Source organism: Bacteroides mediterraneensis (assembly GCF_025993685.1).
Taxonomy (GTDB): domain Bacteria; phylum Bacteroidota; class Bacteroidia; order Bacteroidales; family Bacteroidaceae; genus Phocaeicola; species Phocaeicola mediterraneensis_A.
Genome location: NZ_DAJPEN010000001.1, coordinates 3,515,721 through 3,536,684 on the forward strand (window position 1 = coordinate 3,515,721; position 20,964 = coordinate 3,536,684).

At 45.7% G+C, this 20,964-nt stretch carries 9 protein-coding genes; 3 read left to right on the forward strand and 6 right to left on the reverse strand.

The window, feature by feature from the left end:
* Window positions 1–88: 88 nt before the first annotated feature.
* Window positions 89–1,090: an aldo/keto reductase gene (locus OIM59_RS15065; protein WP_303897517.1), complete on the reverse strand. Its 1,002-nt coding sequence runs from the start codon at window positions 1,088–1,090 to the stop codon at window positions 89–91.
* Window positions 1,091–1,245: 155 nt separating this feature from the next.
* Complete coding sequence (gene ftsH / locus OIM59_RS15070) at window positions 1,246–3,105, reverse strand: ATP-dependent zinc metalloprotease FtsH (RefSeq protein ID WP_303897519.1); 1,860 nt, start codon at window positions 3,103–3,105, stop codon at window positions 1,246–1,248.
* A gap of 689 nt (window positions 3,106–3,794) precedes the next feature.
* On the opposite strand from ftsH, the gene OIM59_RS15075 reads away from it, so the two are divergent.
* The 3 genes from OIM59_RS15075 (at window position 3,795) to OIM59_RS15085 (ending at window position 10,980) form a co-directional block, all read left to right on the forward strand.
* Window positions 3,795–6,989, forward strand: coding sequence for a TonB-dependent receptor (locus OIM59_RS15075; RefSeq protein WP_303897521.1), 3,195 nt, complete (start codon window positions 3,795–3,797; stop codon window positions 6,987–6,989).
* A 14-nt stretch (window positions 6,990–7,003) separates the two neighbouring features.
* A complete protein-coding gene (locus OIM59_RS15080) occupies window positions 7,004–9,040 on the forward strand; it encodes a RagB/SusD family nutrient uptake outer membrane protein (RefSeq protein WP_303897523.1) in 2,037 nt (678 codons plus the stop codon).
* Between the two features lie 680 nt (window positions 9,041–9,720).
* Window positions 9,721–10,980: an alpha/beta fold hydrolase gene (locus OIM59_RS15085; RefSeq protein ID WP_303897525.1), complete on the forward strand. Its 1,260-nt coding sequence runs from the start codon at window positions 9,721–9,723 to the stop codon at window positions 10,978–10,980.
* Between the two features lie 34 nt (window positions 10,981–11,014).
* Here OIM59_RS15085 and OIM59_RS15090 read toward each other — a convergent pair whose 3' ends face one another.
* The 4 genes from OIM59_RS15090 to OIM59_RS15105 all read right to left on the reverse strand — a co-directional run bounded on the left by OIM59_RS15090 (window position 11,015) and on the right by OIM59_RS15105 (window position 20,920).
* Entirely contained in the window at window positions 11,015–13,240 is a 2,226-nt protein-coding gene (locus tag OIM59_RS15090; protein WP_303898255.1) for a S9 family peptidase, read from the reverse strand.
* Window positions 13,241–13,381: 141 nt separating this feature from the next.
* Window positions 13,382–15,790: a beta-L-arabinofuranosidase domain-containing protein gene (locus OIM59_RS15095; protein ID WP_299170876.1), complete on the reverse strand. Its 2,409-nt coding sequence runs from the start codon at window positions 15,788–15,790 to the stop codon at window positions 13,382–13,384.
* A 32-nt stretch (window positions 15,791–15,822) separates the two neighbouring features.
* Complete coding sequence (locus tag OIM59_RS15100; RefSeq protein ID WP_299170877.1) at window positions 15,823–18,237, reverse strand: family 43 glycosylhydrolase; 2,415 nt, start codon at window positions 18,235–18,237, stop codon at window positions 15,823–15,825.
* A 19-nt stretch (window positions 18,238–18,256) separates the two neighbouring features.
* On the reverse strand, window positions 18,257–20,920 hold the full coding sequence (locus OIM59_RS15105; RefSeq protein ID WP_303898258.1) for a glycoside hydrolase family 97 catalytic domain-containing protein: 2,664 nt from the start codon (window positions 20,918–20,920) through the stop codon (window positions 18,257–18,259).
* Window positions 20,921–20,964: the final 44 nt, after the last annotated feature.

The window sequence follows — 20,964 nt, forward strand, 5'->3', positions numbered from 1 at the left end:
GAGCCGTCTATAATTAAATAGTTTTAACAAACAGACAGCCCACTTTTTTACATTTCCCTTTCTTCCTCAAACACACGAGATTAAAAGCCTATGCAAGAATCTCTTCAATACGCTGAAGCTCTTCTTCCTCGAACGAAAGATTGTCCAGCGCCTTCAAGCTATCACCCAATTGTTCCACCGAACTGGCTCCCACCAACACGGAAGTGACCGACGCATCTTTCAGCAGCCAAGCCAATGCCATCTCGGCCAACGACTGCCCGCGCAAGCGCGCATGTTCGTCCAATGCCTGAATCCTTCTCAAGACTTCCGGCGTAAGCGCTTCTTTTTTCAGGAAACCACCCCGGGCAATACGGGAATCCTCCGGAATACCGTTCAAGTAACGATTGGTCAGCAAGCCCTGGGCCAAAGGAGAAAAGGCCACAAACCCTGCCCCATTTTCTCTGACCGCCTGTAAGATTCCTTGAGATTCCGGCTCACGTACCAGCATGCTGTAACGTTCCTGATACAACAGGCACGGCACATCACGTTCTTTCAAATAACGGCTGGCAAACAAATAAGCCTCCAAGGGATATTTGGACAGGCCCACATACAAAGCCTTTCCCTGGTGTACGATATCCACCAACGCCTGAAGTGTCTCTTCCAACGGTGTTTCCGGATCATAACGATGTGAATAAAACACATCCACATATTCCAGATTCATCCGTTTCAGGCTCTGGTCCAGACTGGCCATCAAGTGTTTGCGGGAACCCCAGTTGCCATACGGACCCGGCCACATGTCGTGTCCCGCCTTTGTAGAAATAAACAGTTCGTCCCGGTAAGGAGCCAATGACGATTTTATTATCTGTCCGAAAGTCTCCTCGGCCGAGCCATACGACGGCCCGTAATTATTGGCCAAGTCAAAGTGTGTAATTCCATGATCAAAGGCATAATGCAATTTTTTCCGGCTGAGCGAGAGTGTATCCACGTCCCCGAAATTATGCCATAATCCCAGTGAAATGGCGGGCAGCATCACCCCACTCCGTCCGGCACGCCGATATTGCATGCCACACTCGTAGCGGTTTTCTGCCGCAGCATAAACAGGTGCTATCATAATAATATGAATTTGAAAGGTTCAACCATCATTCTTTTGTCGGTGACAAAAATAAGATTTTATTTTTTATCTCCACCTCCATTCTTTTTCTTCCGCACATATTCTCTTGTCCAATTCTTCGTTGCGCTTCTAAATCCTAGAAGAATTGCAAGCCATTACAGTTTACCCGACCGTTGCAGAATATGCATGAACTCCTCACCGGTAATAGTCTCTTTTTCAATCAAGAAAGAAGCCGCCTCATGCATCACATCCAGATTTTCCCGAATGAGGCGACGTGATTTCTCATGTGCTTCCCGAATCATTTCAAGCACTTCCTGGTCAATGCTGGCTGCCGTTTCAACAGAACAAGTAAGCGAAGTATCTCCTCCCAAATAGACATTATGCACGGTCTCCAGTCCCATCATGTCATATTTATCACTCATGCCATACCGAGTGACCATCGCACGGGCCAGTTTGGTAGCCTGCTCAATATCATTTGAAGCCCCTGTAGTCACGACATGACAAATTTCCTCCTCCGCCGTCCGTCCACCTGTCAGGGTTACAATCCGGTTGAATAATTCTTCCCTGTTCATCAACACCTGTTCTCCACTCTCCACCTGCATGGTATATCCGAGTGCTCCCGAAGTGCGAGGAATAATCGTAATCTTATGTACCGGTGCCGAATGACTCTGCATGGCAGCCACTAACGCATGCCCTATTTCATGGTAGGCTATGATTTTCTTCTCTTCCGAAGAAACGACCTTTCCCTTTTTCTGTGCACCCGCTATCACGGTTTCCACACTTTCTTCCAAATCCTCGGTAGTCACTTCACTTCTTCCCATACGGACCGCCCTCAATGCCGCTTCATTGACAATATTAGCCAGTTCCGCACCCGATGTACCCGCCGTAGCACGAGCCACAATATCTATATCTACCGTCTCATGCCTTACCTTCTTCAGATGTACGTCCAGAATCGCCTTCCGTCCCTCCAAGTCGGGCAATTCCATCTGGATACGTCTGTCAAAACGCCCCGGACGAAGCAAGGCCTTATCCAAGTCCTCCGGGCGATTAGTGGCTGCCAATATCACAACCCCTTTCCGCCCGTCAAATCCATCCATTTCGGTCAGCAACTGGTTCAGCGTCTGTTCTCGTTCATCGTTTCCTCCCAGTCCACTGTCCCTTCGCTTGCCAATGGCATCTATCTCATCAATGAAAATGATACAAGGAGCTTTCTCGTTTGCCTGCCTGAAAAGGTCGCGTACTTTTGCAGCTCCCATTCCTACAAACATCTGCACAAACTCGGAACCCGAGATGGCAAAGAAAGGCACCTTCGCTTCTCCGGCTACCGCACGTGCAATCAACGTTTTTCCTGTTCCAGGAGGCCCCACCAACAAGGCTCCCTTAGGCAACGAAGCACCTATATCCGCATATTTCTGTGGCTTATGCAGAAATTCCACAATCTCTTTCAGCATTTCTTTCGCTTCATTCTGCCCGGCTACATCGGCAAATGTCGTTTTGATTTCTGAGTCCGCATAAATCTTGGCCCCTCCATTCCCGAATGACATAAAATTACCTCCCGATGCGCCCATACGTGCCTGAATACTTCGACTGGCTTGCTTCCAGATTACATAAAACAACAGCCCCGGCAGTACCCACATCAAGATAAAATTCAAAAAAGGAGAATTTTCCTCAGGAACAATCTCTGTAAAAGCTACTTTACCGTCCTCATTCGGACTTTTTGCCTTCAGCAGCCTGTCCACCAGCTGAGGGTCATTTATCTCTCCAGTCTGATAAGTCGTGACGTCTCCTTTGTCGGCTACCGTGAAATAAATCTGTCCGGATTTAATCATCACTTCCTTTATCGCCCCCTCTTCCATCTTTTCTATGAAAGTACCATAATCAGTGGACTTGATTTTCTGCCCCGTCAAATTCGGGAAAATCAACCAATTCAAAAATAAGACAATCAAGATGACCCATAAAAAGGCCACAAACGGGTTCCCCTTCTGAGGGCGTGAATTCACTGTTTCTTGCTTCATGACATTTCATTCTTAATTTGAAGACAAATATCGCCAATCAGACATAAAAAGAGATGGTTGATATGGCAAGAAGAGTGTGCTAAATTGCGAAAAATCAAAATTTCTCATTACTTTTCGATAAAGATTTTGAATAGATACAAAATCAGAAGCCATTTCTGTATATCTAGGGATATCATTTAAACTTTAGCTTTATGCATTAAAACTAGACACATATAACTAGAATCAACACCATGCCCTCAGGAATATATTCTGAAGAAGCATGGTTGCTTATCAGCACTACATCGTTTCTTGAAAACGAGAAAAATCCACCTATCGTATTCTACTTTTTCCATTTCCTAAATCTTTTAGCTAAGGTAGAACTACTTCCGGCAGACTACAATACCCTATTGTGGATGGCTGCACGGTTGAAATGCAAAGGCTTTCACAAGTGCATTGGGAAAAGTATAAAAAATAAGTAGTCTATCTTTATAAGTTTCAAAAAAAAATATTGACACCTTTTTAATTATTTTCTGAAAAACATTTGAAATCTTTGATTAATTAAAGAAAATATTTACCTTTGTGAAATATAGAAGTAAGAATTTGAAAAGACCTGTATCTAATACAAATAAAAAAAACGTTTCTAATATATATAAAGTGAAAACTATTGAGATGATTCCTAGACATTAAATACTAACTTAAAACATTGAATTATGTTGAAAAAAATGAAATCAGTCAGTATGTTGCTGGCTCTGGCAGGAATATCTTCTACGGGAGCAGCGTATGCAGTGGCTGTACCTGAAGTTGATGAGACTCGGAGCGTACAGCAGCAGTCAACTTGTACTGGCGTCGTAAAAGATGCTACAGGGGAAACCGTAATCGGAGCTTCTGTGGTAGTAAAAGGTACTACCAACGGTACGATTACAGGATTAGATGGAGATTTTTCTTTATCTGGAGTAAAAAAAGGGGATATCATCCAGATTTCTTTTGTGGGATATAAGACTCAGGAAATTGTATGGAATGGCCAAAATCTTGAAATTACCTTGAAAGATGATTCACAAATTCTGGATGAAGTGGTAGTCGTTGGTTATGGTACACAAAAGAAAGTTAATGTAACAGGTGCCGTATCCATGGTTGATTCAGAAGTGTTGGCTTCACGTCCTGTTTCTAATGTGTCACAGGCTTTGCAAGGACAAATTCCTGGCTTGAATATGTCTGTAAGCAGTAGCGGTGGTTCATTGGATGCGACCATGAACTTCAATATTCGTGGTACAGGTACTTTGGGTTCCGGTTCAAGTGCATCACCTTTGGTTCTTATTGATGGTGTGGAAGGAGATATGAATACATTGAACCCCAATGATATTGAAAATATTTCTGTATTGAAGGATGCTTCTTCTTCTTCAATTTATGGTGCACGTGCTGCATTCGGTGTTATCTTGATTACAACCAAGAACGGTAAAGCTGGAAAAACTCGCGTAAATTATTCTGGAAACGTTCGTTTTAATGATGGTATCGGTATTCCGAAAATGGCCAATTCTTATGACTTTGCCACAATGTTTAACGCAGCTAATGTAAATGATGGTAATGCTCCTATCTTTAATGATGCGTATATGCAGAATATTAAAGATTATATGGAGGGTAAATTAACTCAGTCAACAGTTGCTAATGGAAACGTCTGGGCTAAGTGGAATGAAGGCGCTTATGATAATGTGGACTGGTTTAAGGAATTTTATAAGAGCTGGGTTCCTTCCCAGGAGCATAACCTCAGTGTAAGTGGAGGTAATGAAAAGACCCAGTATGTATTGAGTGGAAACTTCTTGGGACAAAACGGTTTGTTGCGTCATGGTGAGGATTACATGAACCGTTATACACTGAATGGAAAAATCACTACACAGCTTGCCAGCTGGGCCAGATTGACTTATACCACCCGTTGGACCCGGGAAGATTATGGACGTCCGTCTTATATGAGTGGTTTGTTCTTCCACAATGTAGCCCGTAAATGGCCTATCCAGCCTGCATACGACCCGAATGGCTTTCCCATGAATGAAAGTGAAATCGAACAGATGGAAAATGGCGGTTTGCAGACCAAAAACAAGGATTTTTATACTAACCAGCTAGCCGTTGTATTTGAACCTATCAAAGACTGGCACATTAATTTGGAAGGAACCATTCGTACCCAATCTGATTTTGAGCATTGGGATGTACTTCCTGTTTATTACTGGGACGTAAACGGTAACCAACAGCCTATGGCTTGGGGAATGGGAGACGGAACTTACTCTCCAGGACAAAGCCGGGTAAATGAATATGGTTACAAAGAAAGTTACTATGCGACCAACATTTATACGGATTATTCCAAAACATTTAAGAGTGGCCATTACTTTAAAGTTTTGCTTGGTTTCAATGCTGAAAAATATTCAACCCGTAGTATTACAGGCCAGCGTGACGGATTGATTTCACCAGAAGTTCCCACGCTGAATACTGCCGTTGATGCAGATATTGCAACTGGTGGATATGCGCATAATGCGGTGGCCGGTTTCTTTGGCCGTATCAACTATGCATACAAAGATCGTTATATGGCAGAAATTAACGGCCGTTATGACGGTTCTTCCCGTTTTGTCGGAGATAAGAGATGGGGCTTCTTCCCTTCATTCTCTCTGGGATGGAATATTGCACGTGAAGGTTTCTTCGAGAAGTTCGGTGAAAAGAGTACCATTTCTACGTTGAAGCTGAGAGCTTCGTGGGGACAACTTGGTAATACGAATACCGACGACTGGTATCCGTTCTATCAGTCTATGCCGGTAGGAACAAATTATTCCTGGATTGTAAACGGATCTTTGCCCAGCTATTCTTCCAATCCGGGACTGGTAAGTTCTTTGATGACATGGGAAACCATCCAGTCTTGGGACTTGGGTCTTGATTTTGCATTGCTGAACAACCGTTTGACGGGTAGCGTCGGGTACTTCGTTCGCAAGACTTTGGACATGGTAGGTCCGGCTCCTGAATTGTCTTCATTGCTGGGCGCCACTGTTCCCAAGGTAAATAACTGTGATATGAAATCTTACGGTTTTGAACTTGAGCTGGGATGGCGTGATCAGATTGGTGATTTTAAATATGGTGTATCGTTCAACATGTCTGATGCCCAACAGAAAATTACCCGTTATCCGAACCCGTCAAATTCTTTGAACACCTATTATGAAGGCCAGATGCTGAATGAAATCTGGGGATACACAACCATTGGTATTGCCCAGAGTGATGAAGAAATGGCCGCTCACCTGGCAAAAGTTGACCAGAGTTCATTAGGTAGCGGATGGGGTGCCGGTGATATCATGTATGCCGACTTGAATGGTGATGGACGCGTAAATACAGGTTCCTATACAACGGATGACCCAGGCGACCTGCGTGTAATCGGTAATTCTACTCCACGTTACAATTATGGCTTTACAGTTGATGGCTCTTGGAAGGGATTTGATTTACGATTGTTCTTCCAGGGTATTGGAAAACGTGATTTGTGGTTGCCAGGTACGTATTTCTGGGGTACAAATGGAGGTATGTGGCAGTCTAATGTGTTTGAAGAACATCTGGATTATTGGACTCCTGAAAACCCGAATGCATATTACGCACGTCCGTCTTGGACTGGCCGTAACCACCAGACTCAGACACGCTATTTGCAGAATGGTGCTTATCTCCGTCTGAAAAATATCACATTGGGTTACACATTGCCAAAGGCTTGGACTCAGAAAGCTTCCATAGAAAATGTACGTATTTATATCTCAGGTGATAATCTGTTGACATTTAGTCATGTAAGCAGCATTTTTGACCCGGAAAATATTGGTTCTCTGTATAGTGACGCCGGTAAGACTTATCCGTTGCAGCGCGTTGTATCAGTAGGTGTTAATATTAACTTCTAAATAGTGAAGAGAAAATGAAAACAACATATAAAAGTTTATTTGTAGCATGTATGCTGGCCGGATCGGGTTTGGCAATTACTTCATGTAATGACTTCTTGGATTTGGCTCCGTTGGATGAAGTTACTCCGGAGGTCTATTTTCAAAGTGCCGACCAGTTGGGGGCCTATAGTATCTCACAATATAACAGTATTTTTACTGCTCCCAGTGGATGGGGACAAGGAGCCATCCTGACAGGGGATGCCAATACTGACAATATGGTAAGCGGAGATGCAAGCCAGAGTTATTTTACGAAGGATTACTGGAAGGTTTCACAATCTGGAGATTTGGGATTCAGCCTGATCCGTTATTGCAACTATTTCTTTGAAAACGTGCTTCCGAAATACGAAGCTGGCATGTATGACAGTGATTTGGCCAATGCCAAACATTACATTGGTGAAATGTATTTCATCCGGGCATGGGTTTATTTCTCACGTCTGAAAACTTATGGCGATTATCCGATTGTAACCGAGGTGGTAACGGATAACAAGGAAGATTTGATTGCCCATGGTACACGTATGCCGAGAAATGAAGTCGCAGATTTTATTCTCAGCGATTTGGACAAGGCCATCGGATTTTTACAGGACAAAGGCTTTGCAGCCAATAACCGTATTAATAAGCAGGTGGCACAACTTGTAAAGTCACGTGTCGCTTTGTATGAGGCTTCTTTTGAAACATACCATAAAGGTACTGGACGGGTACCGGGTGATGAAGGATGGCCAGGAGCAAAATTACATCCAAACTATCAGTTTGACGTGACAGCCCATGTCAAGAACTTACTGACTCAGGCTATGGAAGCTGCCAAACTTGTAGCTGACGGAGTTACATTGACAGAAAATACAGGTGTTCTTGACCAGGACCCGTTGGCTCCGACAACTGGATGGAACCCTTACTTTGAAATGTATAATAGCCAGGATTTGTCGGGCATCAGTGAAGTTCTGATGTGGAAGGCTTACGGAACAGTGGGTTCTTCAAATATTAATCACGGTGTTCCGGCTTATATCGTAACAGGTGGTTATAACGGTTTGTTGAAAGGATATATTGAAAGCTTCCTGATGGAGGATGGTTTGCCTATTTATGCTTCATCTTCAGAAAAGCCTTATATGGGTGATGAAACCTTGGACAACGTAAAGGCTAACCGTGATGGACGTTTGCAGCTGTTCGTTTTTGGAGAAAGCAATTATCTTCCGATTCTTTCAACTGGAAACGATGAAGTTCATACCTATCTTCCGGTATTGGCCCCGAAACGTGCAGGTGAAATGGGAGATATGACAGGTTACCGTATGCGTAAGGGAGAAAGCTTTGACAAGACTCAGAATGTATATGGTAAGGCTCAGTCTACAACCGGACAGATTTTGTTCCGTGGAGTAGAAGCTTACTTGAACTATATTGAAGCTCAGTATATGCGCGATGGAAAGATTGATGATACCTCTGAAAAATACTGGAAGGCTGTCCGTAAACGTGCTCATGTAGATTCGGATTATACCAAAACAATTGCTGCCACGGATATGAGCAAGGAAGCGAAAGGAGACTGGGGCGCATATTCACAGGGCAAATTGGTTGATGCGACTATTTATAATATTCGTCGTGAACGCCGTTGCGAATTTATTGGTGAAGGTATGCGTTGGGACGATTTGGTACGTTGGTCTTCAATGGATCAGTTGGTGAATAATAAGTTTATTCCTGAAGGATGTAATTTCTGGGCTAAAATGTATCAGACTGCCATTTATGATGGTGAAGGGTATGAAGCTACAAACGTCGTTACTTATATTGAAGGGCCGACGGATGCAAAAGCCAATATATCTTCACGTTCAGAAAGTACTTATATTCGTCCTTACAGAATTTTAAGTAACAATCCTGTATTTGATGGATATACTTGGATGAATGCACATTACAATTCTCCACTGCCGATTCGTGAGATTGAATTGCTTTCACCGGATGAATCAGTAGACACTTCTGTCCTTTATCAGACATGGGGTTGGCCTACAGTGCCGAATATGGAAGCAGAAAAATAAACTAAAAATTTGATATTCTTTGAGAGAGGTTGTTTCGAATTTACACAGAAACAACCTCTCTTGTCATTTTGTCCCTGTCCAATAAAGCCAATTAGACATAAAAAGTATTGCTCAACTATAACCTGCAGACACCTCATCTATACTACATTCCTACTTTTACAGCCATCCGAGAATAGTACATTCCTGATATAGTATATAGGCAAAAACAGATAAATTCAAATATAGCCACCAGCCGTCATTTGTTGGCACCGAAAAGAACTCTACACAAGAACGTGGAAGCCATAAACACATGACGGCTAAATAAAAGCACATAACAACAAGATGATTACAAGCATCGGAACCCTTTACATCGTATTCACCACCATATTTACATCATATCCAAAGGATTGCTGACTTATCCAGTAATTTTATCACTCGACAATAGGGTGGTTGCCCGCTAAAATGTATACTTTTACCCATAAATAAGAATTTGAGAGTGACTAAATTCTAAGGGATATGGACTGAGTTCGCAATTGAAATCAGTCCTATTTTTAGGCCTCCGCAAAATCTTTATCAAACAACAACGAGAAAGATATCACTTGCAGACTACCTTTACCTAACAAACTTTTACAAAACATATCACACTTACAAATTAAACCTCCAATAAAAGTCCTTACCTTTGCTAGAAAAATTATTCTGCCATGAAAAAAATTCTACTATTCTTTATCGGGAGCTTATTTTTAGTTTCTACCCTCCACGCCCAGCAGACCAACCTGCAACGGGCCGCAACCATTCTGCAATGGATGAAAGACACCCAATGCGACAGTATCTATGCCTGTTTCGATGCAAAAATGCAGCAGGCCATTTCCTCCTCGCAGTTAAAAGACATGTGGACACAGGTGGAGCAACAACTTGGCCCGCTAGAAAAAGAAAAAGAATGGAAACAGGATGCCATCGACGGTACGGTGGTCTACTATACTGATTTGAAATTCCAACGCGCTCCATTACGCTTTCTGGTAGCCTTCAATTCCGAAAACAAAGTGAGCGGACTCCGGTTGCTTCCGGTTCCTCCGGAAGAAAAGCCGTTGGTCGCTCCGTTTGACAGCACGCATCTGGAAGAATCACCCATTGAAGTGACTACCGGGAACTATAAACTCCCCGGCATCCTCACCCGTCCGAAAGGAAAGGCCCACCTTCCGATTGTCATCCTGGTACATGGTTCCGGGCCTCAAGACAGAGACGGAAGTATCGGTCCCAACAAAATTTACCGGGACATTGCCTGGGGACTAGCTGCAAAAGGTATAGCTGTACTTCGCTATGACAAACGTACGTATGTATATGGAAAATCCTCCGTTCCGGAAGGCAAAGAGATTACCCCCGATGAAGAAGTGGTAGAAGATGCGGTTTCAGCCTGCCAATTAGCGGCCTCCCTGCCGTTTATAGACAAACGGAAAGTCTTCCTGGCCGGACACAGCCTGGGAGGACTACTGGCCCCGCTTATTGCTACCCGTTGTCCGTCGGTCACCGGACTTATTCTGCTGGCCGCTCCTTCCCGCCCACAGGATGATATTCTTAAAGAGCAAATACGTTATTTGGGCTCATTGAACGGAAATACGGATGAAACGCTTCTTGCCCAACAATACCAGCAAATAAAAGCCGCTGCTCCCCAAATCTATTGGGACTATCTGGACAAGTACGCACCTGTCATGACTGCCTGTTCCTTGTCCATTCCCATGCTCTTCCTGCAAGGAGAACGAGATTATCAGGTAACGATGCAGGATTTTGCCATGTGGAAACTGGGAATGTTCGGCAAAACGAATGCCACGTTCCAGTCCTACCCCACCTTAAACCACTGTTTCATGGAAGGCACCGGTAAATCGACACCGATGGAATACAATCACCCTGCACGGGTATCCGGAAAAGTAATGGAAGATATAGCAAAATGGGTCACTCAAGAATGAATGACCCATTTTGCTATCTGTAAAACCGGATGATTTATTTTCCGGTTTTGATTTTATCCCATGACGGAGGAGTGACTCCCATCAAATTGCGGACAAAGAAATCATATCGTTTGTGTTCGCCAAAATCCTCTCCCATGGTATGGTGAGCACCCGGAATCACCACCAGTTCAAAATCCTTATTGGCTTTTACCAACGCATTGACCACCTGCATCGTAGAAGCCGGATCTACATTGTCGTCCAATTCGCCGACCACCAGCATCAGCGGACGAGTCAGCCGATAGGCATTGTCCACATTCGAACAAGCACTGTAAGACTCATCTACCGGATATCCCATCCAAAGTTCGTTCCACCAGATTTTATCCATCCGGTTGTCGTGACAACCACAAGCCGAATAAGCCGCCTTATAGAATTCTGGATGGAACAGCACGGCTCCTGTAGATTCCTGTCCGCCGGCTGAGCAACCAAAGATACCGACACGGTCAATATCCATATAAGGATATTTCTGTGCAGCAGCCTTAATCCAAGCAATGTGATCGGGCAGTCCGGCATCTTTCAGGTTTTTGTAGCACACTTCCTCAAATTCTTTGGAACGGAAAGAAGTGGTCATACCATCTACCTGTACTACGATAAATCCAAGCTCGGCCAAAGAAGTCATCCACCAGTTATAAGAAGAGAAAGTCTTCGGCACATACTGGTCGCCCGGACCGGAGTAGATGTACTCAATCACCGGATATTTCTTCGACGGATTGAAATTGGACGGACGGTAAATCACACCCCACATGTCGGTTTTTCCATCACGACCCTTGGCTGTAAACACTTCGGGGGCCTTCCATCCGTTAGCCAGCAATGCAGAAATGTCCGCCTTTTCCAGCTGCATACGGATTTTCCCATTCTTAGCCTCACGCAACACAGCTACCGGCGCCTGGTCTACCTTACTGTACACATCCACCAGATACTTATAGTCGGGCGAATACCAGCATTGGTGCATACCCTCTTCGGGAGTCAGTTCCACCAGATTGCTGCCGTCGAAGTTAATTCTGTAATAATGAATCAGATAAGGGTCTTCGTTCTTGTTCATGCCATTGGCAGAGAAATAAATCACCCCATTGGCCTCATCCACATACTGCACGCCGCGCACGTACCATTCACCCTTGGTAATCTGGTTCAACGGTTTCCCGGTAGCCCGGTCGTACATATACAAGTGATTGTAATTATCCCGCTCGCTCGACCAGATAATCCGTTTGCCATCGCTCAGATAATTCCGGTAAATACGGGGATAATTTACGTATTTCTCTTCTTTCTCTTCAATCAACGAACGGACCTTTCCATCGACTGCCGACATTTCCAACACCCGATACACCTTGTGTCCACGTTCGTTGTATTCAAAAGTAATGCCTTTGCTGTCTGCATTCCACATCGGAGCCGACAAATCATACTGGTGACTGAATAACTCTGTAGAAGGAATCAACCGACGACCAGATTCCACCTCAAAGATGCAAGGCACCTTGAAACGCAGCTCATCGCCCGGTTTGGCATATTCCTGCTTGTGCAGTTTAGGCTGTGACTGGTCGGCAGGAGAAGATTCCACATAATACACATAGCGCTTCTCTACCGGACGAATCCGACAAGATACTACCGACTTAGAGTCGGGCGACCACTGGATATAAGAAGAATAATAGTTGCTCAATGTACCGTCCTGGCTCAACTGTTTTTCCTTTCCAGTAGCCACTTCACGCGCATACACATTGTCATTCTTGATGAAGGCCACCCATTTGCCATCGGGAGATGTCACCGGACCTCCGTTTTTTTCATCGTCCACTTCCATCCAGTGGCGTTCTTTCCCACGGGGAGGAACCGCACCTTCATCGAGCAAACGGTTGTGCTTGATGCTGTAAGCCCAGAACTTTCCGTCAAGCTGGAAGCGCAGCGTATCAAGAGACGCATTCAACCGACAATCCTGAAGCGGAAGATGATACGCATCCACCTTCCGACCTGACTGTTCAGATAAAGCAGTAGCCATTTTCTGCTGGTCGAACAAGGCTGTCCGTTTAGCCGATGCCGCATCCACTTTCACATACTCGTTTCCTTTCTCAGTCTGACGCACATACCAAAAAGAAGAAGTATGTTCTACCCAATGTGGCACCACTCCTGCATAAAGCACCTGCTTCATACTGTATTTCTCCCGAAGCGCATAAGCCCGGTTATAATCTTCTACCGTGCCCTGTGCAAAAAGCGGCATACAAGCCGCACTTCCCAGCATGATGGACAAAAGTCCCGATTTCCATAAATTGTTTCCCATTGTGTTTTATTTTAAAAATCGGGACTTCAGATATTCTTTCTCGTATCCAAGAATATCCAAAGCCCCGAATCTGATTGCATTATTATCTATCAATTATCATGGTTATTTCACTTCCCATTCGTACAAGCCTGAAGAGTTCTTATCCGGCTGAACGACTTCCAGTTTTACAGCCTTGGTCTTTACCGGTTCAAACTCTACCGTGTTCGGATTGCCTTTCTTCACGCCATATTCCGAGATGTTCTGTACCGGAGTCCAGTTTCCGGAAGCATCTTTGTAATAAATCTTCCAAGCTTTCGGCACACGGCAACCTCCCCATGGTGCATCGTCAAACCAGTAAACCGTAGAGCTGGAAACTTCCATCTCTTCCGGGAATTCGTAAGAAATCCATTCCGTAGTACCTTCTTTCGGCCACCAGTGATAGTAAGGAATGGTACGGTCGTTTTCATCCTTCGGCACCAGCCCGTCGGTGATGGCAGACAAAGAAGTCACTTTATGGGATGCATCTATCTTACTCTTGGAAGCCAAGGTAGGAGTAGCTACCGGACGAGTGGCACTTACTTCATTCGGCAGCCATACCGCCATGTTACCGGCTCCACGGTGAGCCCATGCATAATACGGAATCATTGTCAGTGTATGATCTTTAGCCACCAGACGGCCCGACTCATCGTATTCCAAGGTCTGGGCCTGTGTCTTGATTTCGTTAATACCATACAGCAAATCCGGTTTTTCTACCACTTCGAACTTCGGCGTGCGGTTCATCAAGACACTCAGCACATCGAAGTCGTTGTCCGGCCATTCCGCACAATAGACAATCGGGCCACGTTCTACAGACACCCGGCCACGGTCAGCTTCCACTTTACCGTTGGCTCTAACCGTACGCACATTCATGTCGAAATGGATTTCCACCTTATCCCCCTTCTTCCATTTCCGGTCGATAGTGAGATATCCTTTCTCCAAATCCGACTTCACCTCTTGTCCGTTTACCTTTACACTATACTTCGGACGACTTCCGTCAGTATAAGTGTACAGGTCACTTGGAACCACCTGGTTACGTACCCATCCCGGGATACGAATCTTCATGGCAAACTGTCCAGCAGAATTGCGGTCTACGGCCAACGTGATGTCTCCGTTCCAAGGATAAGAAGTGGTCTGTGACAAGGTCACCTTCTTGCCGTTTACTTTCAGCGTGGCATTGTTGGCAATGAACAAGTTGACATACACATCCTTGTCCTTCACCGCATACACATAACCCGGTACAGACGGGATGAAACGGCAGATGTTAGACGGGCAGCAGGCACAACCGAACCAAGGCTGGCGCTGATGCTGTCCCATGGATTCCAACGGATTCGGATAGAAGAAAGCCCCTCCGTCTAATGATACGCCTGAAATCAGCCCGTTGTACAATGTACGTTCCAGCACATCATAATACTTGGAGTCCCCATGCAAGAGGAACAGACGGTAATTCATATACACGTTTCCGATAGCCGCACAAGTCTCACAGTAAGCCGACATGTTGGGAAGTTCATAATTCTTTCCGAAAGCCTCTCCATTGTTAGTGGCTCCAATACCACCGGTAATATACAATTTCTTGGAAACGATGTTCTCCCAAATGCGGTCGATGGCATGCACATACGCTGTGTCTCCCGTCAAAGCAGCCACATCGGCCATACCGGAATACATGTAAGCCGCACGAACGGCATGACCTACTGCCTCATCCTGTTCAATCACCGGCTTATGAGCCTGACTGTATTCATCCCGGCGGGAAGTGTAGCCACGTTTGTCCAAGAAGAATTTAGCTTCATCCAGATATTTCTGGTCACCTGTCACCAGATACAGTTTGGCCAACGCCATTTCAGCAATCTGATGCCCCGGTACACGCACCTGCTGTCCCGGCTTGTCACCGATTTCCCGGCAGACACAGTCTGCATAACGAATTGCGATATCCAGGAAGTTGCGCTGTCCCGTAGCCTGATAATGTGCAATGGCTCCTTCAATCATGTGTCCCAGGTTATAGAACTCATGACTCAGCTCCTCCACCTTTTCCCAGCGTTTGCTACCCGCCCATTCATGCGGATGTTTGGGGTTCATGGTACGTGCCGTGTACAGATAACCGTCGGGCTCCTGTGCAGCTGCCACAATCACCAGTACACTGTCGATGTACTTCTTCAATTTCTCATCCGGATACGTCTGAAGCAGATAACTTGCTCCCTCAATAGTTTTGTATACATCCGTATCATCAAACGAATACCCTGTCACCTTGTTGTTTTCACTCGGGTGAGCAGCCATTTCAAAGTTCTTGTAACGTCCGGTTTCTTCACATTTGCTGAAAGCCAACGGAATCGTTACCTCACGGCTAGCCTTCAAACGCTGTCCCCAAAAAGAATCCGTCAGTTTTACCGAAGTAAACGGAACCGGATCAATCGGATAGCCATGTGCCGGAGTTTTCTTCTGTGCGTACGCCCCGCCTCCAATCAACGAAAAGAGCAGAGCTGAAATCACTAGTTTTTTCATGGTTTCATTGTTTATTTATAGGTTCTTGTTTTTCATTTATTTTCCAATGGGAGAGCTTCATCCCAAATATTCAACGCATGCACATAACCGCTGAACGGCCAGTTGCCTTCCGCATTCTGTCCCAAAGTTACAAATTGTATCGGTTTTATCAGCAACTGAATGTCTTTCGAACTGATTAATTGGTCATTTATATACACTTTTTCTATTCTTCCATCAAAAACCACATAAATGTGCTGCCATTTCCCGGCCAAACTCTTGGCATCTTTATAACCCACGTCTTCATACCAGCCGTAATGGTTCAACATACCACATCGTGGTTCTGTCCCGTTCACCAGCATGATTTTTTCCATTTCATCGTGTGAACTGGTAAAATCGGCCACGCATTCATTTTCCGCCAGTTCCGGGTTCAGCACCCACGCTTCCAAAGTGTAAGGCGCATTGTCACGAAGAGTGGCCGGCAACGTAAAGCTGGAGCGGAAGAACTGTTCGCCTTCAAAGCGGAAAGCCTTCTTTCCTTGCACTTCCTCCACCACTACCGGCGCCTTCTGTGCCTCGAAATAACCTTCCACTACACCCTTATTCGGGATATATGGTACCGTATCTCCTACGGCGAAATCTTCGGCTGTCATAGAGACCAACAATCCTTTCTTTACACGGTCGGAAGCCTCCACACGTACCAGTCCCACTGTCGCATCGTATGCTTTTTCCGCTTCTTCCTGCTTCCAGTTATAATACCGGAAATTCGTCACGGCCAGTTCCTGACCTGAAGCCTGAATCACCACTTTTCCACGTTGCACATAATCTTCTGCCGACTTGGAAGTCCAGCGGTTGTTTTCATATACCCAGACGGTAGCCGTATGTTCCTCTTTCGGATTGATGACCGGTGATTCGAATTCCAGTTGCGTACCCGGTGCCAGTACAATAGCCTCCTGCCCGGCTATACGCTTGCGGGAAACCTGTCCGGTCTTCAGTCGGAAGATACCGCCCAGCATACCGCCATCGTTCTTCCACTCCGTACCGTTCCAGTCCAAGCCTGAAAGGCCCATCCACAATTGAGGAGAGGCCGTTTCATACTCCCCAAACACCTTGATGTTCCACAACGCACCGGCAAAACCGTTTTTCTGTGTACCCGTGGTTGTCAACCGTACATAACGCGCATCCGTTTCTCCAAAATCCACCATCGGACTTCCAGCCAAGTAATTGTGACGCTTGTCCGCAAAGACCTTCCACTGCTTTCCATCCACTGAAGTTTCAATCAGGTATTGATAATAAGATGTACCATATTCAAACTGCGTCCAGATGGTACGTATCTTTTCCACCTTCTGCAAATCAATTTCAATCCATTCCTGCCCCATCGTTTTCGGACGCCACAACGTACCGTTATTGTCATCCACCGCATATTCAGGCAAGAAATTCGCATCATAATACGAAGAAGCCTTGACCGGTTTCCCGTATGCCAGATTTTTCGATTTCAAGATACTCTTGGCAAAAGCACCGACTCCGCTGTGCGTTCCTTCCACCGGTACAATCGAACCATCGGCATTAAACTCCAGCTTGTCTATGCAAAGCTGGCGATGGAATCCCCGGTTGGAATGCGGATTGTCGTGACGATGATAGACAATGTAGTAATTGTCGCCTTCCTTCAGGATACTGTGATGCCCCGGACCATGCACCGTACCGTCGGCCGAAGTTTTCAGTACCGTACCTCTGTACGTATAAGGACCGAGCGGTCCTACTGTACTTGTGGCATACTGTACATGATAGGTGCTGTCATGACAAGAATCGGAGGAATACATGAAATAATAAATTCCGTTCCGCTTCATGACAAACGGAGCCTCGAAGAAGTCCTTCACCTCCGTATTGGGAATCAATTTCGTTTCCACAAAACCTTTCATGTCGGGCGTCATTTTTCCTGCCCCGCAACCGAAGCCTTTGTAAATACCCCATGTTCCCCAGTACAGATACACGGAACCATCGTCATCTACAAACGACTGCCCATCCAGTGTGATGGCATTCTTTACAAACCGGTCAGGAACCAGCACTGCCTCACTCTCGCCGAGCACATTTTTCCACGGGCCACGTGGAGTTTCGGCCATTCCTTCATACACATTACACGGCTGGCAATAAAACATCCGATACGTTCCATCCGTATGTTTCATCACATCCGGTGCCCAAATCCAATGGCTGTCCGGCCAGTTCATCGGCATAATGGTCCAGTTCTCAAAATCCTTGCTGCACCACACCTGTGAAGGGCCAAAGCCGGCTCCACTTCCATCAGTCGTGGCATATACATAATACGTGTCTCCAAATTTCTTTACAGTAGGGTCTGCAAAATAACCGGGGATAAAAGGATTTCCTGCTCCCGGTGTATTCCATTCCACTTTCTGTGCATACGTCGTATTCAAAGCCATACACAGAAACAACCCTGTCAAAACTTGCTTTTTCATTGTATTTCTCTTTTTCTTATTACAAGTGAACTTCATTCAAAATCGGAATCTCTATCTCATAGAAATACTCCTTCAGCAGCTGATACATCTCCGGATCGTACGATTTCAGTTTCGTACGGCGGTTCATGGAATTATGCACCTTGTTGGGAGTCTCCGAATAACGGTTGCAGTTAAAAAACGACTGCACACACTCTGCAAAATACTCTTCCTTGTTCGAGATAGCATACGTATCTTTCCACAAACCTTTGGCAATGGCATGCTGACGGCATTTCTCCAAGCGTTCGTTGAAATCAGGTTCTACCCCCACTATACCGATGGTGTGGAACAAATGCGCGAACTCATGAATCAGGATATTCTCGCCCACATACCGGTCGCCCGGCAAAGCCAACACGTTCTCTTCTCCGCAGCTGGCCGAGAAGTCATCCTCCGGTGCTCCGCCAAATCCACGGGCTCGCTTGTTCCAGAAAGCAATGTTTTCCGGCGTATTGCAGATATGCGCATATTCAGGCAAGTCGCACACCTCTTCATGCTCTCCGATAATCATCACATGACAACCTTTGCTCACCATTTCTTTCTTGATGTCGGGACGCTTAGCCGTCATCAGTGAAATAATCTCATACGCTTTTTCGAGAGCCTCATCCCGCACATGTTCCGAAGACACGATATACAAACCGTCCACTGCCAGGTATTTCTTATAGAAAGAAGGTATTCCCTTTCCTTCCGGTACGGCCGAAGGCTTCACTTCTGCCACAAACGTGCGTTCCAGTTTCAAGGCGAAACCACCTCCCGAAGCCAGATGGATAGGTAGCTTCGTATTCGCATCTACGATGAAGGTCTGCTTTACGTAATCTTCCGCCTGACGAGAAGCATTGATACCGTCTTTAAACAACGTACATCTATACTTCTCCCCTTTGCCCAGGAACGAGAAGTCCAAGGTGATATCCCGCTCGTCCCAATTGGTCATTCCACCGATATACCAGTTGATATCTTTCTTGCGGACCGTCACAATCGACTCACCCAGTTTACCCGAGTAAACAAAAGTAGAATCTACCTCCATCGGAATCGAACTGATGAAATCCACACATTCCTGCTCTTTCAGGTAATTCGTCGGCGCGTCGCACAACATCGTAAACGGAGAATCATGTACGATGTAAGCTGCCAGCTGATGACAGCGCGTACCCATGCTGGCCGGTGTGGAATACATCGGCTGGAAGTCGCGTTTCGACAAGTTCCGCATCGCTCCCGGCGTATAATCCACGTATCCCGCCATCAAACGGATGTAAGGGAAGGTCACATCATAAAACGGCATGTTCTTTTCCACCTCACTCCATTTCATTTCCTCCATACCGAACACACTCTCATAGTTCACCACGTTCGGATACGTACGGTTCAGCCCTGTCGGTTTGTAGATGCCGTGATAGTCCAGCATCAGCTTATATTCTGCCGCCTTTGCCGCAATACGATAAATCATCTCTACTGCCGTCTGGTCATCCCTATCCAGGAAATCCACCTTGAATCCCTTGATGCCCATCTCCGAATATTTCCGGCAAGCCTCATCCAACTGCGAATCCAACACGTTGAATACTGTCCAGAGAACCAGTTCCACTCCCTTGCTCTTTCCGTAACGAACCAGCTCCGGCAGATCCAGTTCCGGAATCACCGTCAGCATGTCCCCGCTCTTCGGGTCGTACCATCCTTCATCCAGCACCACATATTCCAGTCCGTTACGGGAAGCAAAATCGATATAATATTTATACGTATCCATATTGATACCCGCCTTGAAAGGTACCCCCTTCAAGTTCCAGTCATTCCACCAGTCCCAGGCCACCTTTCCCGGTTTCACCCACGAACAGTCGCCGATACGGTTTGGCGAAGCCAAGGCATACACCAGATTATTCACCGGCATGTCCGTATCTTTTTCCGTAATGGCCAGAATACGCCACGGATACGTGCGGCTACCTTTTACATGCGCGATATAATCTTCCGTTTCCGTCACATACTCCTGCTTGCGCCACGGATAAAAGTCCGTCTTTTTCGGATAAGGAGCAAACACCCCCTTCAAGGTCTGCTTCCCGTCCGGCTGCACGAACATACCCGGATACGCCTCCAAGTCCGACTCCAGCAACGTCACCTTCACCTGCCGGCAATCCACTGTGACCGGCAAGAAAGCCAGTTCCTGCGGCGCTTCCGACAACGGTTTCACCTCATACGTATTCTGGTATGCCATCGCCATCGGCTTTTCCTTGTTCGTGGAATAAGGCAGATAGGCCGTATAATCACCGGCAAACCGGAATTCTGCGATTTCATTCTTGATAATCAAATCCTCTTTTGAAGAAGTATAAAAGCGATAAGCCACTCCGTCGTTGTAGACACGGAAATAAACTCCGTACCCACCTTTCAGCTTCAAGTCCATTTCATTGCAAATCGCACGAAACGACTTGAAGCGATAAAAAGGTGCATCAATGTCCTGAATCATCTTTTTAGTCTTGGAAGAAATCACTTTCCCCCCGCCGGATGAAGCCGACGATTTTCCTTCTTGAATTAACCCTAATTTACTATCTACAACAATAAGAGAGTCTTTATGATATACACAATAAGTCAACCCATCGTCACCGGATGAGACCTCCACCTTCAGGTGTTTGTCCGGCGACTGCACCACATACACTTTATTACCGGCTGCCATCACAGAAAAGCAACCGCAAAGCCATAAAACGGCACTGAACAGAA

Excerpts from the sequence above, each read along its gene's own strand:
- OIM59_RS15075 (WP_303897521.1), top strand. The coding sequence starts at position 3,795 with ATGTTGAAAAAAATGAAATCAGTCAGTATGTTGCTGGCTCTGGCAGGA.
- OIM59_RS15095 (WP_299170876.1), bottom strand. The coding sequence starts at position 15,790 with ATGAAAAAACTAGTGATTTCAGCTCTGCTCTTTTCGTTGATTGGAGGC.
- OIM59_RS15100 (WP_299170877.1), bottom strand. The coding sequence starts at position 18,237 with ATGAAAAAGCAAGTTTTGACAGGGTTGTTTCTGTGTATGGCTTTGAAT.
- OIM59_RS15085 (WP_303897525.1), top strand. The coding sequence starts at position 9,721 with ATGAAAAAAATTCTACTATTCTTTATCGGGAGCTTATTTTTAGTTTCT.
- OIM59_RS15065 (WP_303897517.1), bottom strand. The coding sequence starts at position 1,090 with ATGATAGCACCTGTTTATGCTGCGGCAGAAAACCGCTACGAGTGTGGC.
- OIM59_RS15090 (WP_303898255.1), bottom strand. The coding sequence starts at position 13,240 with ATGCTGGGAAGTGCGGCTTGTATGCCGCTTTTTGCACAGGGCACGGTA.
- OIM59_RS15080 (WP_303897523.1), top strand. The coding sequence starts at position 7,004 with ATGAAAACAACATATAAAAGTTTATTTGTAGCATGTATGCTGGCCGGA.
- ftsH (WP_303897519.1), bottom strand. The coding sequence starts at position 3,105 with ATGAAGCAAGAAACAGTGAATTCACGCCCTCAGAAGGGGAACCCGTTT.
- OIM59_RS15105 (WP_303898258.1), bottom strand. The coding sequence starts at position 20,920 with ATGGCAGCCGGTAATAAAGTGTATGTGGTGCAGTCGCCGGACAAACAC.